Source organism: Pseudomonas sp. MF6396 (genome assembly GCF_002018915.1).
Lineage (GTDB): Bacteria > Pseudomonadota > Gammaproteobacteria > Pseudomonadales > Pseudomonadaceae > Aquipseudomonas > Aquipseudomonas palmensis.
The window spans coordinates 129,630-149,793 of record NZ_MVOK01000015.1; the positions used below are offsets into that span (position 1 = coordinate 129,630).

Annotated in this window: 14 protein-coding genes; 2 read left to right on the forward strand and 12 right to left on the reverse strand. The window is 67.3% G+C overall.

Going from position 1 to position 20,164, the window contains the following annotated elements; translation table 11 throughout:
- Positions 1–2: 2 nt before the first annotated feature.
- The 10 genes from MF6396_RS16760 to MF6396_RS16805 all read right to left on the reverse strand — a co-directional run bounded on the left by MF6396_RS16760 (position 3) and on the right by MF6396_RS16805 (position 13,762).
- Positions 3–1,652: a dipeptide ABC transporter ATP-binding protein gene (locus MF6396_RS16760; protein WP_058540182.1), complete on the reverse strand. Its 1,650-nt coding sequence runs from the start codon at positions 1,650–1,652 to the stop codon at positions 3–5.
- Positions 1,649–2,539, reverse strand: coding sequence for an ABC transporter permease (locus MF6396_RS16765; protein ID WP_063611979.1), 891 nt, complete (start codon positions 2,537–2,539; stop codon positions 1,649–1,651). Before MF6396_RS16765 ends, MF6396_RS16760 begins: the two co-directional genes overlap by 4 nt.
- Before the next feature lie 29 nt (positions 2,540–2,568).
- The gene (locus tag MF6396_RS16770) at positions 2,569–3,621 is read right to left on the reverse strand and encodes an NADP(H)-dependent aldo-keto reductase (RefSeq protein ID WP_078480993.1); all 1,053 of its coding nucleotides are present in this window, start codon (positions 3,619–3,621) and stop codon (positions 2,569–2,571) included.
- Positions 3,622–3,643: 22 nt separating this feature from the next.
- The gene (locus tag MF6396_RS16775; RefSeq protein ID WP_078480994.1) at positions 3,644–4,987 is read right to left on the reverse strand and encodes an LLM class flavin-dependent oxidoreductase; all 1,344 of its coding nucleotides are present in this window, start codon (positions 4,985–4,987) and stop codon (positions 3,644–3,646) included.
- A 25-nt stretch (positions 4,988–5,012) separates the two neighbouring features.
- Positions 5,013–6,248: an acyl-CoA dehydrogenase family protein gene (locus MF6396_RS16780; RefSeq protein WP_058540179.1), complete on the reverse strand. Its 1,236-nt coding sequence runs from the start codon at positions 6,246–6,248 to the stop codon at positions 5,013–5,015.
- Positions 6,249–6,273: 25 nt separating this feature from the next.
- Positions 6,274–7,206, reverse strand: coding sequence for an ABC transporter permease (locus tag MF6396_RS16785; protein ID WP_054914524.1), 933 nt, complete (start codon positions 7,204–7,206; stop codon positions 6,274–6,276).
- Positions 7,203–8,918 (reverse strand): ABC transporter substrate-binding protein, encoded by a 1,716-nt coding sequence (locus tag MF6396_RS16790; RefSeq protein ID WP_078480995.1) that lies wholly within the window; start codon positions 8,916–8,918, stop codon positions 7,203–7,205. Before MF6396_RS16790 ends, MF6396_RS16785 begins: the two co-directional genes overlap by 4 nt.
- A 55-nt stretch (positions 8,919–8,973) precedes the next feature.
- Positions 8,974–11,103 (reverse strand): TonB-dependent receptor family protein, encoded by a 2,130-nt coding sequence (locus MF6396_RS16795; RefSeq protein ID WP_229590261.1) that lies wholly within the window; start codon positions 11,101–11,103, stop codon positions 8,974–8,976.
- 284 nt (positions 11,104–11,387) lie between these two features.
- Positions 11,388–12,527, reverse strand: coding sequence for a glycerate kinase (locus MF6396_RS16800; RefSeq protein ID WP_078480996.1), 1,140 nt, complete (start codon positions 12,525–12,527; stop codon positions 11,388–11,390).
- A gap of 134 nt (positions 12,528–12,661) precedes the next feature.
- On the reverse strand, positions 12,662–13,762 hold the full coding sequence (locus MF6396_RS16805) for a sugar diacid recognition domain-containing protein (protein ID WP_078480997.1): 1,101 nt from the start codon (positions 13,760–13,762) through the stop codon (positions 12,662–12,664).
- Positions 13,763–13,922: 160 nt separating this feature from the next.
- Between MF6396_RS16805 and MF6396_RS16810 the strand changes: the two genes are divergently transcribed.
- Both MF6396_RS16810 and MF6396_RS16815 read left to right on the forward strand, forming a co-directional pair.
- On the forward strand, positions 13,923–15,227 hold the full coding sequence (locus tag MF6396_RS16810) for an MFS transporter (RefSeq protein ID WP_078480999.1): 1,305 nt from the start codon (positions 13,923–13,925) through the stop codon (positions 15,225–15,227).
- Positions 15,228–15,362: 135 nt separating this feature from the next.
- Positions 15,363–16,370, forward strand: a complete 1,008-nt coding sequence (locus tag MF6396_RS16815; protein ID WP_043862758.1) for an aldo/keto reductase — start codon at positions 15,363–15,365, stop codon at positions 16,368–16,370.
- Here MF6396_RS16815 and nahK read toward each other — a convergent pair.
- Together nahK and nosP are read right to left on the reverse strand one after the other, a co-directional pair.
- Entirely contained in the window at positions 16,348–18,996 is a 2,649-nt protein-coding gene (nahK, locus tag MF6396_RS16820) for a hybrid sensor histidine kinase/response regulator NahK/ErcS' (protein WP_078481000.1), read from the reverse strand. The genes MF6396_RS16815 and nahK overlap by 23 nt on opposite strands.
- Positions 18,926–20,089: a nitric oxide-sensing protein NosP gene (nosP, locus tag MF6396_RS16825; protein ID WP_054914528.1), complete on the reverse strand. Its 1,164-nt coding sequence runs from the start codon at positions 20,087–20,089 to the stop codon at positions 18,926–18,928. The genes nahK and nosP overlap by 71 nt, the downstream gene beginning before the upstream one ends.
- Positions 20,090–20,164: the final 75 nt, after the last annotated feature.

Consider the following 20,164-nt stretch of genomic DNA (forward strand, 5'->3'; position numbering starts at 1 on the left):
GTTCAGATCGCCAACTTGAGGAATTCGAACGAGGTACGACGGCCGCTTTCCAGGTGCGGAATGGCCTCCAGCAAGGCCAGGGTGTAGGGATGCTGCGGGTGGTCGAACACGTCGCGTACCGCCCCGCTCTCCACCGCCACGCCGTCCTTCATCACCAGCACCTCGTCGCTGACCTGGTTGATCACCCCCAGGTCGTGGGAGATGAACAGGCACGCCAGGCCCAGGCGCTGCTTGAGGTCGTCGAGCAGTTCGAGGATCTGCGCCTGTACCGACACGTCCAGCGCCGACACCGGCTCGTCGCACACCAGAATCTGCGGCCCGGCGGCCAGCGCGCGGGCAATCGCGATGCGCTGGCGCTGCCCGCCCGACAGCTCGATGGGGCGCCGGTCGAGCAGCGCCGCGTCCAGGCGTACCAGGCCCAGCAGTTCCTCGGCCCGCCTGCGCCAGTCGGCGCGCTTGTGCCCGGCCACCTCCAGCGCCTCGAACAGCACGCGCTGCACGTTGTAGCGTGGGTCGAAGGAGCTCAGCGGGTCCTGGAACACCACCTGGATGCTGCGCCGCAACTGACGCTTGTGCGCCTCGGAAAGCTTCAGCCAGGGCTGGCCCTTGATCTGGATATCGCCGCTGTCGGGGGTTTCCAGGCCCAGGATCATGCGAGTGAGGGTGGTCTTGCCCGAGCCCGACTCGCCGACGATGCCCAGGGTCTTGCCGCGGCGCAGTTGCAGCGACACCTGGTTGACCACGGTGCGCATCTGCCCGTCCGGGCCCTTGAACGCCTTGCTCAGCTGGCGCACCTGCAACAGCGGTGGCTCCTGGGTCGGCGCCACGATGGCCAACGGCGTTCGTGCTGCCCCCGGCGTGCGCCGAAAGTGCACCGCCCGGCCGGCACGCAGTAGAAACTGCGTGTAGGGGTGCTGCGGGTCGTGCAGCACCGCCTCGACGCTGCCCTGCTCGACGATCACGCCGTTGTGCATCACCGCCACGCGGTTGGCCAGGCGCGACACCACCGCCAGGTCGTGGCTCACGATCAGCATCGCGGTGTTCTCGCCGCGCAGCGATTCGAGCAGGCTCAGCACCTGCGCCTGTACCGTGGCGTCCAGCGCGGTGGTCGGCTCGTCGGCAATCAACAGGCGCGGGTTGCAGGCGATGGCCGAGGCGATCAGCGCCCGCTGGCGCAGCCCGCCCGACAGTTGATACGGGTACTGGCGGGCGCGCAGTTCCGGCTGCGGCACGCCGACGGCGCGCAGCAGCTCGATCACCCTGGCCTGGCGCTGCGCGCGGTCGAGCCCGGTATGCAGCTGCAGCGGCTCGGCAATCTCCTTGCCCACCGGGCGCAAGGGGTCCAGCGCGCCCAGGGCATCCTGCATCACGAAGCCGATCTGCGCGCCGCGCACCTGGCGCCAGGTGCGCTCGTCGAACTCGCGCAGGTCGTGCCCGGCAAAGTCCAGGCGGCTGGCCTGCACCTGGGCATGGGCGCCGGTCAGCCCGGCCAGCGTGCGTGAAGTGACACTCTTGCCCGACCCCGACTCGCCCACCAGCGCCAGGCACTCGCCCTGGTGCAACTGGAAGCTGATGCCCTTGAGGGTGGGCACGGCCTGGGCGCCAAAGCGCACGTGCAGGTCCTGTACATCGATAAGCGGTGCGCGACTCATGGGCGTTTACCTTCGCTGCGGCGCAGCAGTTCGCGGCCGATCGTACTGATCGAGACCACGGTCAATGTGATTGCCAGGGCGGGCCAGGCCACCAGCCACCAGGCGTTGGCCAGGTAGTTGCGGCCCACGGCGAGCATGCCGCCCCACTCCGGCTCCGGCGGCGGCGCGCCAAAGCCCAGAAAGCTCAGGGCCGCGCCCGAGACGATGTTGCCGCCGATGCCGATGGTGGCCAGGATCAGGATCGGCTTGATCGCATTGGGCAGTACATGGCGCAGGATCACCGCGTGCCGGCCCAGGCCCAGGGTGGTGGCGGCCTCGACGTAGCCGGCACCGCGCACCACCAGGGCCTGTGCGCGCACCAGGCGTGCATAGCGCGGCACGCTGGCGATGCCCACGGCAATGATGGTGTTCAACTGGCCCTGGCCGAAGAAGGTGATGATCACCAGGGCCAGCAGCAGGTCGGGGAATGCCAGCAGCACATCCACCCCGCGCATCACCGCACCGTCCAGCCAGCGCGGGCCGAGCCCCGCCGCCAGGCCGAACAGGGTGCCCAGCAGCAGGCCGATGGCGGTGGCCGACAGGCCCAGCACCAGCGACGGGCGCACCGCGTACACCAGCCGGGTGAGGATGTCGCGGCCGTTTTCGTCGGTACCCAGCCAGTACAGGCTGTCGGGGGCACGAAACGCCTGGCGCGCACTGGCCTCCAGCGGGTCGCCCGCCACCAGCCAGTGCGGCTGGATGGCCGCAATCACCAGCAGCAGCACGAACAGCCCGGCCAGCACCAGGCCCGGGCGGATGGCCCAGCGCCGCACCTTGCGCCGCCGGGCCACGAACAGCGGCTCGGCGGCAATCAGGCCGACGCTCGCGCTTTGATTGATGGGCGCCATGGGCACCTCCACAGGCTAGGGGTTGCGGCTCAGGGCGCCGGGTTCGGGGTGTGCGCGTGGATCTGCTCGATGCGCGCCAGGGTCTCGCCGCTCAGTTGCAGCTCAAGCGCGCCGATGTTCTCGCGCAGTTGCGCCAGGCTCGTCTGCCCGGTCAGGGCGCTGCTGACGAACGGCTTGCCGATCACCGCAGCCAGGGCCAGTTGCGCGGGGCTCACGTCCAGCTCGCGGGCCAGTGCCACGTAGGCGGCAATGGCCTGCTGCGCCGACGCGCTGTCGTAGCGGTTGAAGGTGCGGTACACCGACGACAGGCGCGAACCTTCAGGCCGTGCACCGCCCAGGTACTTGCCGGTGAGCGCGCCGAAGGCCAGCGGCGAATAGGCCAGCAGGCCCACCCCTTCGCGGTGGCTGAATTCCGACAGGCCGCCTTCGTACAGGCGGTTGAGCAGGCTGTAGGGGTTCTGGATGCTGACGATGCGCGGCAGCCCCAGCACCTCGGCCTGGCGCAGGAACTGCCCTACCCCCCACGGGGTTTCGTTGGACACGCCGATATGGCGGACCTTGCCCGCCTGCACCTGCTCGGCCAGCACCTGCAGGGTTTCGCCGATGGCAATGGCCTGCGGGTCGTCGACATACGGGTACTCGCGCTGGCCGAAGAAGTTGGTGCTGCGGTCGGGCCAGTGCAGCTGGTACAGGTCCAGGTGGTCGGTCTGCAGGCGCTTGAGGCTGCCGTCCAGCGCGGCGACGATGTTGGCGCGGTCGTGGCGGCTGAGGCCATCGCGGATATGCGTGCCGCTGCCGGGGTTGCGCGTGGGGCCGACGATCTTGCTGGCCAGCACGATATCGCTGCGCCGGCCGGTCCGGGCCAGCCAGGTGCCGATGAAGCGCTCGGTGCTGCCCCAGGTGTCGGCATGGGTCGGGGTCGGGTACATCTCGGCGGTGTCGACCAGGTTGACACCGTGGTCCAGCGCCAGGTCCAGCTGCTGGTGGGCGTCCTGCTCGCTGTTCTGGTGGCCCCAGGTCATGGTGCCCAGGCCGATGACGCTGACCTTGATGTCGCTGTTGCCCAGTGTGCGGTAGTTCATGGGGTGTGCCTCGCTAATCGGTTCAGACGGCCTCTGCCGCACGTTGGTACTGGCTGGCCGGGTACGGCAGGCCCAGGTGGTCGCGCAGGGTGCTGCCGGTGTATTCACGGCGGAACACCCCGCGCTGCTGCAGCAGCGGCACCACCTGGTCGACGAACACCTCGACCCCCGAGGGGAACATGTCGGGCATGATGTTGAAGCCATCGGCGGCGCCGGCGCGGAACCAGTGCTCCAGGGTGTCGGCGACCTGTTCCGGGGTGCCCACCAGCAGGCGGTGGCCCACCAGGATGCGCCGCGACAGTTCGCGGATGGTCAGGTTCTCGCGCCGTGCCAGGTTCAACTGGGCTTCGAGAAAACCGTGCGAGCCGCGCTCGAATTCGCTGACCGGGCCAATACGCTCCCACGGCAGCGGCGCGTCCAGGTCCAGTTCGTCGGGGGGCAGGCCGATGCGAAACGCCAGTTGCTGCACCAGCCCCGCCTCGCCGCTGTAGGCGTTCAGTTCATCGAAGCGCGCACGGGCTTCGGCCTCGGTGCTGGCGATCACGGTGGACAGCCCCGGCATGATCTTCAGGTGATCGGGGTTGCGGCCCCACTGGCGTGCGCGCTGTTTCATCTCCTGATAGAACGCCTGGCCGTCGGGCAAGGTGGTCTGGGTGGTGAAGATCGCGTCGGCATAGCGCGAGCCCAGGGCCTTGCCGCCCTCGGACGAGCCGGCCTGTACCAGCACCGGCCGGCCTTGCGGCGAGCGCGGCAGGTTGAGCGGCCCCTTGACCGAAAAATGCGCGCCCACGAAATCGATGCTGTGCACCTTGTGCGGGTCGGCGAACTGGCCGCTGGCGGCGTTGCCGATGATCGCGTCGTCCTCCCAGCTGTCCCACAGCTTGAGGGTCACGTCGATGAACTCGTCGGCCCGCGCATAGCGGTCCACATGGCGCGGCGCACCGGCCAGGCCGAAGTTCTGCGCGGCGGCGTCGCCGGCGTTGGTCACCACGTTCCAGGCCGCCCGGCCGCCACTGATGTGGTCCAGCGAGCTGAAGCGCCGCGCCAGGTTGAACGGGTCGTTGTAGCTGCTGGACGCGGTGGCGATCACCCCGATGTGCCGGGTGGCCAGGGCCACGGCCGTCAGCAGCACGGTCGGTTCCAGGCGCCCGGCCGGGTGCTGGGCGATGTCGCCCGCCAGCGCCGGGCCGTCGGCGAGGAAGATCGCGTCCAGGCACCCCCGCTCGGAAATGCGCGCGATGTTGCGGTAGTACTCGACGTCGAGGTAGGCGTTGGCCGGTACTTCGGCCTTGCGCCAGGCGCTGGCATGCGCGCCGAAGCCGAGGATGTTCATGCCGATGCTCATCTGTCTTGCGGTCTGGCTCATGGCTGCTGCTCCTGAATGAAGGCGGTTACACCGCGCTGGCTTCGTCGCGCACGGTGGTGCCGTCCTGGGCATGCAGCGCACGCCAGGCAGCACCGGGGCTGACGCCGTTGAGGTAGTAGTTGCCTAGCGCGCGCTCGCGGTAGATCGCCGGGTTGTGCGAGGCCAGGGTGCGCGCATTGCGCCAGTGCCGGTCCAGGCGCCGGGCCTGGCTGGTGGCCGACGCGCCGCCCACCTCGAACAGCAGGGTGGTGACTTCCAGCACCTGCTCCAGCACGATCTGCTGGGCCTGGAAGGTGCGGATATCGGCCTCGACGTAGTCGGCTTCCTGGGCGCTGTCGTTCAGCTCGGCCTGGTGTACCCGCTCGAGTACCTCGGCGGCAGCCAGCACCAGGGTTTCGCTGGCATAGGCCAGGCTCGACAGGCGTCCGATCACCCGCTGCACCAGCGGGTCGTCCTTGGGGCTGGACTGGCCCGGCACGCCGAAGGCGCGGGTGCGGCCCTGGACGAAGGCGGTGGCATCGCGCAGCGCGGCGCGGGCGATGCCGGCCAGGGTGGCGAGGTGGAACAGCTGGTAGAACGCCGAGATGTACGACTCGGCGCGCAGCTCACCGGGCTTGAAGCGGCGCAGCACATGCTGCTCGGGCACCGCCACCTGCTCGAAGCGTGTGGTGCCGCTGCCGCTCAGGCGCTGGCCGAAACCGTCCCAGTCGTCTTCACGGGTCACGCCGGGGGCGTCCACTGCCACCACCACGCTGACGAAATCCTTGTCGTGCATGGCCACGGCCGCCACCCAGTCGGCGTAGATAGTGCCGGTGCAGTAGTACTTCTCGCCGTTCAGGCGCCAGCCCTCCTCGGCGGCCTCCAGGCTGACCGAGTTGGTGCTGCTGTCGCTGCGCTCGGCCATCGCCGCGCCCCACAGCTGCCCGGCCACCACCTTGGCGAACCAGTAGTCCTGGGACGCCGGTTCGCGGGCCGACAGCCTCCCTTCGACGAAACCGAAGTGCGCGCGCACGATCTGCGGCAGGTTGGAGTCGGCCTCGGCCAGGTCGATCAGCAGGCCAAACAGCACCGGCAGGCTGATGCCGGCCCCCCCATGCGCCTGGGGCACGCGCAGCGCCGTGAAGCCGGCATCGCGCAGCAACGCCACGGCCTCGAAGGCCAGTTCGCGCTGCTGTTCTCGCGCCACCGCACCCTCGCCGATCTGTGCGAACAGCGGCTTGAAGCGCGCCTGCAGCGCAGTGTAGGAATTGGATTGGGTCATGACAGGTCCTTGCTTGGGGGTGGCATCACACGGCCTTGGCACGCGGGTCCACCCAGTGATTGATCAGGTCGACGAGAAAGTTCACGACCACGTAGATCGCCGCCGCCAGCAGGGTGATGCCCAGCAGCAGCGGCACGTCCTTGGATGTTGCGGCGTCGAGCATCAGCCGGCCGATGCCCTGGCGCGAGAACAGCAGCTCGATCACCACCGCACCGCCGAGCAGGCTGGCGAACACGAAGCCGGACAGGGTCACCAGCGACACCAGTGCATGGCGCAGCGCGTGTTTGAGGCGCACGCCGGTTTCGGACATGCCGCGGGCGCGCGCCATGGCGATGAAGGGTTGTTCGAGAATGTCTTCCAGTTCCTGGCGCAGTACCTGGCTGAGCACCGCCGCCACCGGCAAGGCCAGCGCCACGCTCGGCAGTATCAGCGCCTGCCAGCCGCTGGAGCCGGACGGCGGCAGCAGGTGCCAGCCGAACGCGAACACCAGCAGCAGGCCCAGGCCGATCACGAACGAGGGCGCCGACGACAGCACCAGCTCCGTGCCCGACACCAGCGAGCGCAGCCATGGCGCGCGATTGGCGGTGAGCACCGCGACCAGCACGGCCAGCAGCACCGCCAGTACCGCCGCGGCCAGCGACAGTTGCACGGTGGCGCCCAGTTGCCCGGCGATGATCTGCCCCACCGGGATGCGCAGGCGGTACGACTCGCCCAGGTCGCCCTGGGCCAGGCGCCCCAGGTAATGGCCGTACTGCACGATCAACGGCTGGTCCAGGCCGTATTCGGCGCGCACCTGGGCGATCAGCTCGGCACTGGGCATCGCCTCCGGCCCGCCGAGGATGGCCAGTGCCGGGTCGCCGGCGCTCAGGTTCAAGGCCAGGAAGGTCAGGGTCGCCGCGCCCCAGAGCACGCCGATGCCGGCCAGCAGCCGACGGAGTATCAGGCGCAGGGTGTTCATCGGGCCTCCTGGTCGAGCCATACGCTGGTGAAGAACGGGGTGTTGTGCGAGGTATCGAAGATCACGCCCTTGACCGCCTTGCGGTAGGCCACCAGCACATGGCTCTCGTACACCGGTACGGCCGGCACGGTTTCCACCAGGCGTTGCTGCGCGGTGCGGTACAGCGCGGCGAGTTCCACCGGGTCGGTGGAACGGCGCGCCGCCGACAGCGCCGCATCGAGGGCGTCATCGCGAAAACGCCCGGCGTTCTGGCCGATGAGCTTGGGCGTGCTGATCGCATTGCTGTGATAGAGGATGTACAGCCCGTCGGGGGTGTTGGTGTGCCAGTAGCCGCCGGCGATTGCCTGAAAGTTGCTGGCATAGCGACGCTCGGTGACCTGGGCCAGGGGAAGCAGATCGATGGCCAGCTCGAAACCGACCTTCTTTAGGTCGGCCTGGATGGCCACTGCCACGCTACCGGGGAAGGCGCCGGTCTCGTACATCAGCAGGCGCGCCGACAGGCGCTGGCCGTCCTTGACCCGGTAGCCCCTGGCGTCACGTTCGCTCCAGCCGGCCTGGTCGAGAATGCGGTTGGCCTCGGCCACGTCATAAGCCAGCACATCCTTGAACGCGGGGTCGTAGTAGCGGGTGTTGGCGGCCAGGAAATCGCCCTTGGGCTGGTACTCGCCAAAGCCGGTGATCCAGGCCAGGCCGTCGCGATCGATGGCCTTGGCCACGGCGCGGCGCACCTGCACGTCCTGGAACGGGAACTGCTCGACGTTGAAGGTCAGGCTGCGAAACGGGTTGGCCTTGCGGATGCGGCTGCTCATCTGCAGGTCGGGGTTGCTGCGGATGGCCCTGGCGTTCTGCGCCGGCGCGTCCACGGTAAAGTCCGACTGGCCGGACTCGAGCGCGCTGAAGCGGATCATCGGCTCGGGCACGATGCTCAGCTCCAGGCGGTCCAGGTACGCCTCGCCGTTGTGCCGGGTCACCGGCGGCGCCCAGTTGTAGCCCTTGCGCCTGACGAAGGTAGCGCCCTGGTCGCGGGTGTAGCTTTCCAGCACGAAGGGCCCCGAACCGATGGCGTGCTCGGCGATGGACTTGGGCGCCTCGAGGATCTGGCGCGGCGAGATCATGCTCAGCCAGGACTGCGCCAGCACGTCCAGGAACGGCGAATAGGGTTCGCGCAGGTGCGCCTCGAAGGTGTACTCGTCGACGATGCGCCCGTTCACGTAGGGCGCGATGTACGCGGCGGCCAGCGGCGACTTGGTGGCCGGGTCGCGCATGTGCTCCAGGTTGATCTGCACGGCGCGGGCGTTGAATTTCTCGCCGTCGCTGAAGGTCACGTCATCGCGCAGGTGGAAGGTGTAGGTCTTGCCGTCCGGCGAGATGTCCCACGACTTGGCCAGCCACGGCGAGATGTTGCCCTGCTCGTCCTGGTACAGCAGGCAGTCGAACAGGATGCGCCCCAGCCACTGCACGTTGCCGTGGGAAATCGAATGCACGTCCAGGGTGGTGGTGTCGGACGCCGTGGAAATGCGCAGCGTGCCGCCCGGCTTGCCTGGCGCGGCTTCGCGGTAGTCCTCGGCGGCGTAGCTCAGGCTGCCGTCGCGCAGCACGCCGTCGGCGCTCGATACGCTGTTGCGCGGCGCTTCGCTGGCCGGCTTGCAGGCGCCCAGCGCCACCACGCTGGCGAGTACGACCAGGCGTGCGAGCCTTGTGATCAGGGTCATGTGCTTCCTCCGCCAGCACCGCGTGCAGGTGCACGTCGGTGCTGGCCGCGCTGGCTTAGAAGTTGTAGGTCACGCCGGTGAAGGCGCCGAAGCCGTCGCCCGGGTACAGCGACGCGACGTCCCTGCCCTGGGAGTTGTAGGTCGGCAGCACGGCGGTCACGTAGTCCTGGTCGGTGATGTTCTTCAGGTCCAGGTACACCTGCCAGGTCTTGCCCGGGTCGTCGTAACCCAGGCGCGCACCCCACAGCGTGTAGGACGGCGCGTAGAAGCTGTTGGCGTAGTCCACCGACGTCTTGGACGCGGTGCGCACGTTGACCCCAGCGTAGAAACCGCTGGCCCACTGGTACTGCAGCTCGCCCTGATACACGTGCTTGGGCAGGCCCGGCAGTTCGTTCTTCTTGAACAGCGGGTCGTTCTCGTAGTGGAAGTCGTTGAGGGTGTAGGCCTGGCGCCAGGTCAGGCTGTCACCGTTGGCGCCTTCCCACAGGCGGGTGCTCAGGCCGGCCTCGATGCCCTGGTGGATGGTGGGCGTGGCATTGGAGGTGGACACCACCGCAGCAGAGGTGGCGGTGGCCGGCAGCACTTCGACGTTGAGCAGCTCGTTCTTGACCCAGGATTTGTAGAACGCCAGGCTGCCGTCGAAGATCCCCGACTTGCCCTTGATACCGAACTCCACGGTGTTGGCCGCTTGCGGCACCAGTGGCTTGGCGTAGTTGCTGGTGACCCCGGAGCCGGAGCTGGACCAGGAGCTTGGCGGGTCGATGGTGCGGCTGGCGTTGGCGAACAGCTGCACGTCCGGGGCGATGTAGTAGCGCAGGCCGATACGCGGGGCCAGCTTCCACTCGTCGTACTTGTAGTGGCTGGGCAGGCCGCTGGTGTTGGGGCGGTCGCTGTAGGTGACGTTGATGTCACGCTTGATCTCGATCGCCGACACGCCGGTGGCCAGGTACAGGTTGTCGGTCAGGCCCAGGTCGTTGCCCAGGGTGAAGACATGGTCGAACGAGCCGTCGTACTCGACCTGCTTCTGCAGAATGCCCAGGTCCTTGTCGCCCTTGTAGGTGCGTGCGCCGGAACGGATGTGCTGAGTGCTGCTCCAGCCCGCGGTGGTGGTGCTGGGCAGGCCGAACAGCTGGTCGGTGCGGCTGTACTTGAGCGAGTAGTTGATGTCGCGCCAGTCCCAGTAGTTGGGGTTGACGGTGCTCTTGCGGCTGAGGATCTGCGGGTAGTTGTGGTACACCAGCCCGGCTTCGAGGGTGGCATCGTCATCGAAGGTGTAGGTGGTCTTGCTGCCGACCCAGGTCGAGCCGCGCTTGGTGGAGTCGCCACGGGTGGCGTAGGTGGCGGCGTTGGTCTGTTTGGAGTTCTTTTTGAGCTGCGCCAGGGTCAGGGTGCCCGAGTTCTCGTGGTATTCCTCGCGGTAGCGGATGTACAGACGGGTTTCGAGCTTGGGGTTGAAGCGGTAGCCGAAGTTGCTGACCACCCCCTTGGCCTTGGTGAAGGTGAAGTCCTGGTAGCCGTCGCGGCGAGCGTTGTCGACGCTGACGTAGTAGTCGGCATTGCCGGCCACGCCGCCGGTGCTCAGGGTCTGCTTCTGCCAGCCGAAACTGCCGCCTTCGAGCTTGATGCGGTTGCCCGGTGCGGTCAGCCCGGAGTTGGTCACGAAGTTGATCGCGCCCCCCAGTGAAAGTGCGCCGTATTCGAAGGCGTTGGCACCGCGCAGTACTTCGGTGTAGTTCAGGCCCTGGGTATCCAGAAGTTCATAGGGCGTGCCACCGGCGCCGGTCAGTGCAAGGCCGTCGAAGAGAAACTTGGTGCCTTCGCGGAAATAGCCGGGCGAGGTATTGGCGCCGGAGCCGCGAATGGAAATCTTGATGGCGTCGTTGCCACCGGCAGCTTGGGCGTAGACGCCGGGCTGGTACGCCAGGGTGTCTTCCAGGGTGGCCGAGCGGCCCTTTTCGACTTCAGCCTGGGTGACCAGGCTGGTACCGCCGGCGACCTCGTCGAGTTTGCTCTGCGCCGCCTGCACAGGGCTCTGTTTGGCGGCCTGCACGGTAACCGTACCCAGGCGCTTGTCGCCGCTGGTGTCGGTGTCGGCAGCCGAGGCCAACGGGATGAAGGTTAATAGTGCGCTGCTTACAGCGAACAGGGATGAATGTCGCAATACTGCCGAAGTTGCCCAATGCACGCGTTTCAAGGTCTTGCTCCCCACCTGATTAAAATTAGGCGAGTTTCTATTGGTATAGTCAATCTCACAGGGACTATTGCAGCGAGCGTGCCAACTGGCGAAGTGCCTTGTTTAAAGGGGTTTGGTTATAAAGCGGCAAGTAATCGAGTGTTGTACTCGAGGGCTAGTGTCGGGAGGGTGTTGCCAGGCGAACAGTTGCCAGTTGCTGATCTATGCATATAACCGGCAAGGCCGGCGCCTACACTGTAGGCGCCGGCCTTGCCGGCGATGCAGTAGTGGGCTTGTTACAGACCCTGGTGCAAGGCCCACAGCCGCGCGATGTCCCGCGCCCTGTCGCGCAACAGCGGTGCCGCCTGCTCGCACGCCTGCTGCAGGCTCATCGGCCCGCTGGTCAACGCAAATGCCGCATCGATGCCATGTTCATACAGCGCCTGGTAGCCCTCGCCCAGGGTGCCGGCAATCACCACCACCGGCACGCCGTGACGCCTGGCTATGCGCGCCACACCGAACGGAGTCTTGCCGCGCAGGGTCTGCGCATCGAAGCGCCCCTCCCCGGTGATCACCAGGTCGGCACCGCGTACCGCCGCCTCCAGCCCGGCCAGCTCGGCCACCACTTCGACCCCTGCACGAAACTGCGCGCCCATGAAGGCCTTGGCCGCAAAGCCCATGCCGCCCGCTGCGCCACAGCCCGGAAACGCCCGAACGTCTTCCTCCAGCAGGCCGGCGCAATGATCGGCAAAGTGCCCCAGTGCATGGTCGAGCAAGGCGACCTGGGCGGGGCTCGCCCCCTTTTGCGGGCCGAAGATCGCCGAGGCACCATTGGCCCCGCACAGCGGGTTGTCGACGTCTGCGGCCACCTCCACCTGCACGTCGAGCAGGCGCGGGTCCAGCCCGCTGCTGTCCAGCCGGGCCAGGTGCGCCAGGGCCAGGCCGCCCGGTGCCAGTTCAGCGCCCTGGGCATCGAACAGCCGCAGCCCCAGCGCTCGCAGCATGCCACTGCCCGCATCGTTGGTGGCACTGCCGCCGATGGCCAGGATGATGCGCTGTGCCCCGGCATCCAGCGCCGCGCCGATCAGCTGCCCGGTGCCATAGGTGCTGCTGCGGCATGCATCGCGCTGGGCGAGGCCGAGCAGTTGCAGGCCGCTGGCCTGGGCCATTTCGATGATGGCGGTGTGGCTGTCGGCCAGCCAGCCCCAGTGGGCCAGTACCGGTGTGCCGAGCGGGCCCTGCACCTGCAGGCTGCGCTGTTCGCCGCTGCAGGTCGCCACCAGGGCCTGCAGGGTGCCCTCGCCGCCATCGGCCATCGGGCAACTGATCAGCTCGGCCTGTGGCAAGGCATCGGCCAGCCCCCGGGCGATGGCAGCGGCCACGTCTTCGGCGCTCAGGCTGTCCTTGAACGAGTCGGGGGCGATGACGATTTTCATGCGGTGTGCTCCTTATCCAGATGAGCTGCATGCTGACAGTTGCGCCGGCGGCGGGCGTCGGTCGGATGCACAGGCGGGCGCAGGGTTATTTGTTCAGTTGGACAATGCACCGACCAAGCGGCCCGCACAGGCAATCAACTGTTCACGGGCAACAACTGCAACCCCAGGTACAGGCTCAGCATCCCTTCCAGCCGCATCGGGTCCACCCCGCTCAACTCGGCCACCCGTTCCAGTCGGTAACGCAAGCTGTTGCGGTGAATGCCCAGCGCCTCGGCGCACGCCTGGCTCGGCCCGTCGTGGGCGCACCAGGCCCGCAGGGTGGCCAGCAGCTGCCCGTTGCTGTCCTTGGCACGCAGCCGTTGCAGCGGTTGCAGCAGTTCGTCCAGCGCATCGTCGTTGCGATGACGCCACAACAGCGCCGGCAGCCGATAGCGCGCCAGGGTCAGCAGGCGCTGGCGGGGCAGTACCTCGCGCCCGTAGGCAAGCAGGTCGCGCACCCGACGATAACCGCGGCGCAGGTTGTCCAGCCCTTCGGCCGGGCCAGCCACTGCCAGGCGCTGCACGGTCCAGCCCTGGGCCTGCATCTTGTCCAGCAGGCGCTGTTCGTCCAGCGCCACCGTCGCCGGGCGGCACCACAGCAACGACTGACGTGCCGGGCTCACGCACCAGCTGTCGGGGTAGCGCAGCATCAGCCAGGCCGCCAGCGGCTCGGCCGCCGGGCCCTCCTCCAGCTCGAACAGGCACGGGATACGCGTGAGCTGGGGTTTGAGCCCCAGTTGCCGAGCCTCGTCCACCAGCCGGGTGGCGTCGCCGTTGCCGCCCAGCAGCAAGGCCAGCAGGTCGTCGCAGCGCTGCTTGCGCCATTGCTGCTGCACTTGCAGGTGCCGTTGGGCCAGCAGCATCTCGGCGGTCATGCGCACCAGTTCGGCGTAGGTGCGCACCTGCTGCGGGTCGCCGGTGATGCCGAGCACGCCGATCAGGCGCCCGTCCAGCAGCAGCGGCAGGTTCACACCCGGCTGCACGCCCTTGAGGCATCTGGCGGCCTCTTCGTCGAGCTCGACGATGCGTGCGTTGGCCAGCACCAGTTGCGCGCCTTCGTGGCGGGTGTTGATACGCTGCGCCTCGCCACTGCCCAGGATCAGCCCCTGGCTGTCCATGACATTGACGTTGTAGGGCAGAATGGCCATCGCACGGTCGACGATATCCTGTGCCAGGTCGTGGTCGAGCTCGAACATGGGCGGATCCTTGTGGTCGCAATGGTTGGTCGAGGGCACAGCGGTGCAGCGCAAAGGCTGTGCAAAAGCACAAAGACAGCGTCCTCTGGCTCAAACAGACTCGTCATGACAACTGCCTCGACGCAGTTGCGGCGATAAACATAAAAACAGAGAGAGAATCATGTCATACCGCCCTGCCCCTGACCAAGGCCACGACATCGACCGCAACGCGCTGTACCGGCGCATCACCCTGCGGCTGATCCCGTTCATCTTCATCTGCTACCTGTTCAACTACCTGGACCGCGTCAACGTCGGCTTTGCCAAGTTGCAGATGCTCGACGCGCTGAAGTTCAGCGAAACCATCTACGGCCTGGGTGCCGGCATCTTCTTCATCGGCTACGTGCTGTGCGGCCTGCCCAGCAACCTGGCGCTCAACCGCTTCGGGCCACGGCGCTGGATCGCGCTGATGATGATCGCCTGGGGCACGCTGTCGACCTGCCTGCTGTTCGTCACCACCCCCATGGAGTTCTACGTGCTGCGCCTGTTCACCGGCGCCGCCGAAGCGGGGTTCTTCCCGGGTATCGTGCTGTACCTCTCGCGTTGGTTCCCGGCGCAGCGGCGCGGGCGCATCATGGCGCTGTTCATGTCGGCGATCCCGGTGTCGGGGCTGCTGGGCGGGCCGTTCTCGGGGTGGATTCTCAACCACTTCGCCGCCGGCCAGGGCGGCCTGGCCGGCTGGCAATGGATGTTCCTGATCCAGGGCGTGCCTACCGTGGTGCTCGGCTGTCTGGCGATCGTGCTGCTCAGCGATGGCTACGCCAAGGCCGGCTGGCTGACCCCGGCGCAGCGCCAGGCGGTTGAGGCCGACCTGAACGCTGACGCGGCGGCCAAGCCGAAAACCGCCAGCGACAGCCTGCTGTCGGTGCTGGCCAACCCGTTGATCTGGACCTTCGGCTTCATCTACTTCTGCATCCAGAGCGGCGTGTATGCGATCAACTTCTGGCTGCCATCGATCATCAAGAACATGGGTTTCGACGATGCCCTGCTGATCGGCTGGCTGAGCGCCATCCCGTACCTGCTGGCCGGGCTGTTCATGCTGCTGGTGGGGCGTTCGGCAGACCTGCGCAACGAGCGGCGCTGGCACCTTGTGGTGCCTATGCTGATGGGCGCGGTGGGGCTGCTGATGGCGGTCAACTTCGCCCACAGCCCGGTGATCGCGATTCTGGGCCTGAGCATCGCGACCATGGGCGCGCTTACCGGCCTGCCGATGTTCTGGCCGATGCCCACTGCCCTGCTCACTGCGGGCACTGCGGTGGCGGGCCTGGCGATCATCAACTCGGTGGGCCAGATGGCCGGGTTCCTCAGCCCGTACCTGGTGGGCTGGATCAAGGACCAGACCGGCTCGACCGACGTGGCGTTGTATTCGCTGGCGGGGTTGATCGTGGTGGGCAGCCTGGTGGCGCTGCGGGTGTCGCGCTCCAGCTGACGACCGCTTCGCCGGCAAGGCCGGCTCCTACGGGCCTGAGGGCCGTTCACACGATTGTGCGGGAGCCGGCCTTGCCGACGAAGCTTTCAACCCTGTAAAACAGCTCGACCCCCTCCCGCAAAAGGATGCTCGAGCATGATCTACCGTCCCCTGGGCCGCAGTGGCCTGCAGGTTTCCGCCCTCACCCTGGGCAGCATGATGTTCGGCGAGCAGACCAGCACCGAAGACTCGCTGCGTATCATCGACAAGGCCTGGGACCAGGGCATCAATTTCATCGATACCGCCGACGTGTACAACGCCGGCCGCTCCGAAGAAATCGTCGGCGAAGCCATCGCCCGCCACCGTCACGACTGGGTGCTGGCCTCCAAGGTCGGCTTCGGCCCGGTCGACGGCCTGCCCAACCGCAGCGGCCTGAGCCGCAAGCATATCTTCAATGCCATCGACACCAGCCTCACGCGCCTGGGCACCGATTACCTGGACATCTACTACCTGCACCGCGAAGACCACGCCACCCCGCTGGAGGTCAGCGTGGCAGCCATCGGCGACCTGCTGCGCCAGGGCAAGATCCGTCACTGGGGCGTGTCGAACTTTCGCGGCTGGCGCATCGCCGAGGTGTGCAACCTGGCCGAACGCCTGGGTATCCCCAAGCCTGTGATCAGCCAGCCGCTGTACAACATCGTCAACCGCCAGGCCGAAACCGAGCAGTTCACCGCTGCAGCCTTTCACGGCCTGGGCGTGGTGCCCTACAGCCCGCTGGCGCGTGGGGTGCTCAGCGGCAAGTACGCCCCCGACGCCACCCCCGACGCCAACAGCCGCGCCGGGCGCCAGGACAAGCGCATCCTCGAGACCGAATGGCGCAGCGAGTCACTGGCCATCGCGCAGAAGATCCACGCCTATACCCAGGCCAAGGGCGTGGGCATGGTCGAGTTCGCCATTGCCTGGGTGCTCAACAACCAGCACGTCAGCTCCGCCATCGTCGGCCCGCGCACCGAAGCGCAGTGGGACACCTATGGCGGTGCGCTGCAGGTGAAGATCACCGCCGAAGACGAAGCCTTCATCGATTCGCTGGTTACCCCCGGGCATGCCTCCACCCACGGCTACAACGACGCGGCGCACTTCGTCAGCGGGCGCCAGCCACGCTGAGTTCGCAACCGATCAGGTGGCTGATGGCGGCCTTGAGCTTCATCGGCCGCACCGGTTTGTGCAGCAGGCTGTGGCCCAGGTCGCGCACCTGCTGCTTGAGCTCCACGCTGTAGTTGGCAGTGATCATCAGGGCCGGCAACGGCGTGTGCCGCTGCGTATTGATCGACCCGACCGCCTCCAGGCCGTTGCGGTCGTTGTCCAGGTGATAGTCGACGATCAGCAGGTCGGCCCACTCGCTGTCCAGTGCCACCTGGCGGGCCAGGTCCTGCTCGCTCAGGGCGGTGACCACCGAGCAGCCCCACTGCTCCAGCAGGCTGCGCATGCCCGCGCAGATCGCCGCATCGTTGTCCACCACCCAGATACGTGCGCCGTCCAGGCGTTCGGTCAGCGGCTCGACCTGTGACGGTTGCGGCTCGCGCCGGGGCGCACGCTTGCTGCGCGGCACCTCGATGGAGAACACCGAGCCTTTGCCCGGCGTGGAGCGCAGGTGCACGCGGTGGCCGAGAATGCCCGCGATCTTGTCGACGATGGCCAGGCCCAGGCCCAGGCCGCGATCCTGGTCGGGACGCTGCAGGTCGCCGCGCTTGAACTCCTGGAACACCTCGGCGCACTTGTCGGGGGCGATGCCGATGCCGGTGTCCCATACCTCGATGAACACCCGCTGCCCACGCCGACGGCACCCGAGCATCAGGCGCCCCTGCGGGGTGTAGCGGATGGCATTGCTGAGCAGGTTGCGCAGGATGCGTGCCAGCAGCTGGATGTCGCTGCGCACCCGCAGGCTGCTGCGCACGTAGCTCATGCGCAAGCCTTCGCTGGCGGCGGCATGGGCGTACTCGGCGGCCAGGTTGTCGAGCAGGTCGCTGACGGCGAAGGTCGCGACATCGGCCTTGATCACCCCGGCATCGAGCTTGGAGATGTCGACCAGGGTGCCCAGCAGGCTTTCGACGTCATCCAGCGAATTGCTGACGTTGCGCACCAGCGCCGGGCTTGCACAGTTCTGCTCCTGCAGCGCGCTGGTGAACAGGCGCGCGGCGTTGAGCGGTTGCAGCAGGTCGTGGCTGACCGCGGCAAGGAACTTGGTCTTGGACAGGTTGGCCTGGTCGGCCTCCTGCTTGGCCTCGCGCAGGCGCGCTTCGGCGCGGCGCCGCTCTTCGATTTCGCGCAGCAGTTGCTGGTTGAGCTGGGTGAGTTCGGCGGTGCGCTCGCGCACCCGCAACTCCAGGTTCTGGTAGGCCTGGTGCAGGGCTTCGGCGGTACGCCGGCGTTCGGTGATGTCGCGGATCAGCACGAAGATCCCCACCACCTCGCCGCTGGCCAGCTGGTTGGGCACATAGGAGCGCAGCATGTAGCGCTCCTGGCCGTGGGCGTTGGTTTCGGCGAACTCGAACGTCACGCTCTCGCCCGACAGTGCCCGCTCCACATAGCTCTCCAGGCGCTGGTAATGCTCGGCGCTGTGCACCTCGCGCAGGCTCTGGCCGAGCATTACCCCGCGCGGCCAGCAGTACCACTGCTCGTACACCTTGTTGGTGAACTCGTAGACCAGGTCGGCGTTGAGGTAGGCGATCAGCGCCGGCACGTGGTCGGTGATCAGGCGGATCCAGCGCTCGCTCTCGCTCAGCGCCTCGGCATGCTGATAGCGCTCGGTGATGTCGGTGAAGGTGTTGACGAAACCGCCGGCCGGCAGCGGATGGGTACGGATTTCGAGCATGCGCCCGTCGAACAGGCGCTGCTCCAGTTCATGGATGCTGCGCCCGTTGGCATCGGTGCTGGCCGGGGTGAGCAAGGCCAGCTCGCTGTCGGCGATCACCTCGGCAAAGTCGCGATGGGCGGCAATCGGGGCCAGCCCGCTGAGTTCCAGGAAGCGCCGGTTCCACAACTCCAGCACGCCGTCGGCATTGACCATGGCCACGCCCTGGGACAGGTTGTCGACCGCACGCTGCAGCAGGTGCGACTTCTGCGCCACGGCCTGTTCGCGGCGCTGGGTTTCGCTGAGCTTGATCTGGGTGATGTCGGTGAACAGCATCACGCAGCCGCCGCCCTGGGTCGGCCGCTCGCTGACCTGCAGCCAGCGCCCGCCCTGCAGGCGGTACACCATGTGCTCGGCGCTGGGGCCGCGTTGTTCTTCGCAGAACAGCCCGGTGCTCTGCATCAGCCGCTTGATCTCGGCCAGACGCATGCCGCCGATGATGCGGATGCGGCTGTTGGCCCAGAACGCCTTGAAGCGCTGGTTGAACAGCACGATGCGCTGCTGCGGGTCGAACAGCACGAAGGCGTCGGAAATGCTTTCGATGGCGTCCACCAGGTACTGGTGCGCGGTTTCGGCGCGCAGCCGCGCATCGCTGAGCAGGTGGTTGCTGGCCTTGAGTTCGGCCATGGCCTGGTTCAGCGCATCGGTGCGCTCGCGCACCTGCTCGGCCAGCACCACCGAGTGCTGGAACGCCGCATAGGAGTCGTCCGGGCGCGCGGCACCCGATTCCTGGCGTTCGATCAGGGCGGCGTTGATACGGCTGAGCTTGCGGTTTTCATGCTGCAAGCGGGCGATCAGCGCGGCCTGGTCAATGTCCACGGCGTGCACGGGGCTGGCCAATGGCGACGCCGGTGAACGTCTGGTTGATGTGCATGCCATTGAACTGTTCTCCATAGGAGTTGAACCCCACCACAGGCTGCTGCTGCAAAAAGGCGCCGACGGCTTCGAACTCGGCGCTGCCTTCCAGCTCCAGGCGGCGCAGGAAGCAGTCGCAGCCGATGGTCAGCAGCAACGGCCCGAGGCGTTCGCGCAAGCCGTCGAACAACGCGCTCAGGTTGGGCAGCAGGGGCCCGGGGCGCATGGCGGTGAGCACGATGCCGTTCTCCACCGCGCAGTAGAAACTCAGGCTGCCGTCGTCGTGCACCTGCTGGATGGCCCGCACGTAGTAGCGCTCGTTGATGCGCACCGCCAGCGGGTGGGCGGCGAAGGTGCGGTGGTCGAGCTGTTCGGGGGGCACGCCGATCAGCGCGGCGTATTCCTGCGCGGCGGGTTCGGCATTGAGCTCGTAGACCCGGCGCAGGGTACTGTCGGCGCGGGTGACCACGAGCTTTTCCTGGCGCGGCTGGATGTGGTGGGTGGTGAATACCTCGAAATCCAGGCAGGTATTGACCAGCAGCACCACGGCAGCGCTGCTGTGGAAGGCGCCGTCGAAGTACACATGGGTGTGGTGCAGGTAGTTGTCGTCGCCGGCCGAGCCGCCGAAATGCGGGATGTCGCCCAGGGCGGCACTGAGGGCGGCAAGCACGGTTTCCTCACGGCTGGACAGCCCGTCGAGCAGGGTCAGGGCGAAGCTGTGGCCCTTGATCGGGGCCAGGGTGTTGCTGCGACAGTCGCCGACCAGGCGCTCGACCATCTGCTGCGCGTCGATCAGGCTGAAGTACTGCATGGGGGCGATGAGTTCGGCGGCAATCGAGAACATCCGGTAATCGAAGCCCAGCGCGGTGATGCAGCCGCGGCCGTAGCCTTCGGGGGTGATTTCGCCGGCGCTGGTGCAGCCTGCCAGGCGGATGCCGCCCAGGCTCTGTTGCAGCGAGTGGGCCAGGGCTGGCAGGTCGTATTCGGCGGAGCAGAAGAACAGCACGAAGCCCAGGTGCGGGTGCAGCAGCTGACGGGCCAGGTCCTGTGCGGCCTCTTCGGCGACACTGGCGCGCGAGACGGCACTGACAATGCCCTCGGCGGGGGGGTGGTGCATGACGGCCTCCGGCGGGGGCTTTAACGGATGGGCCCAGTGTACGAAGGGGCTGGAGGGGGTCGAATGCTACTTGGG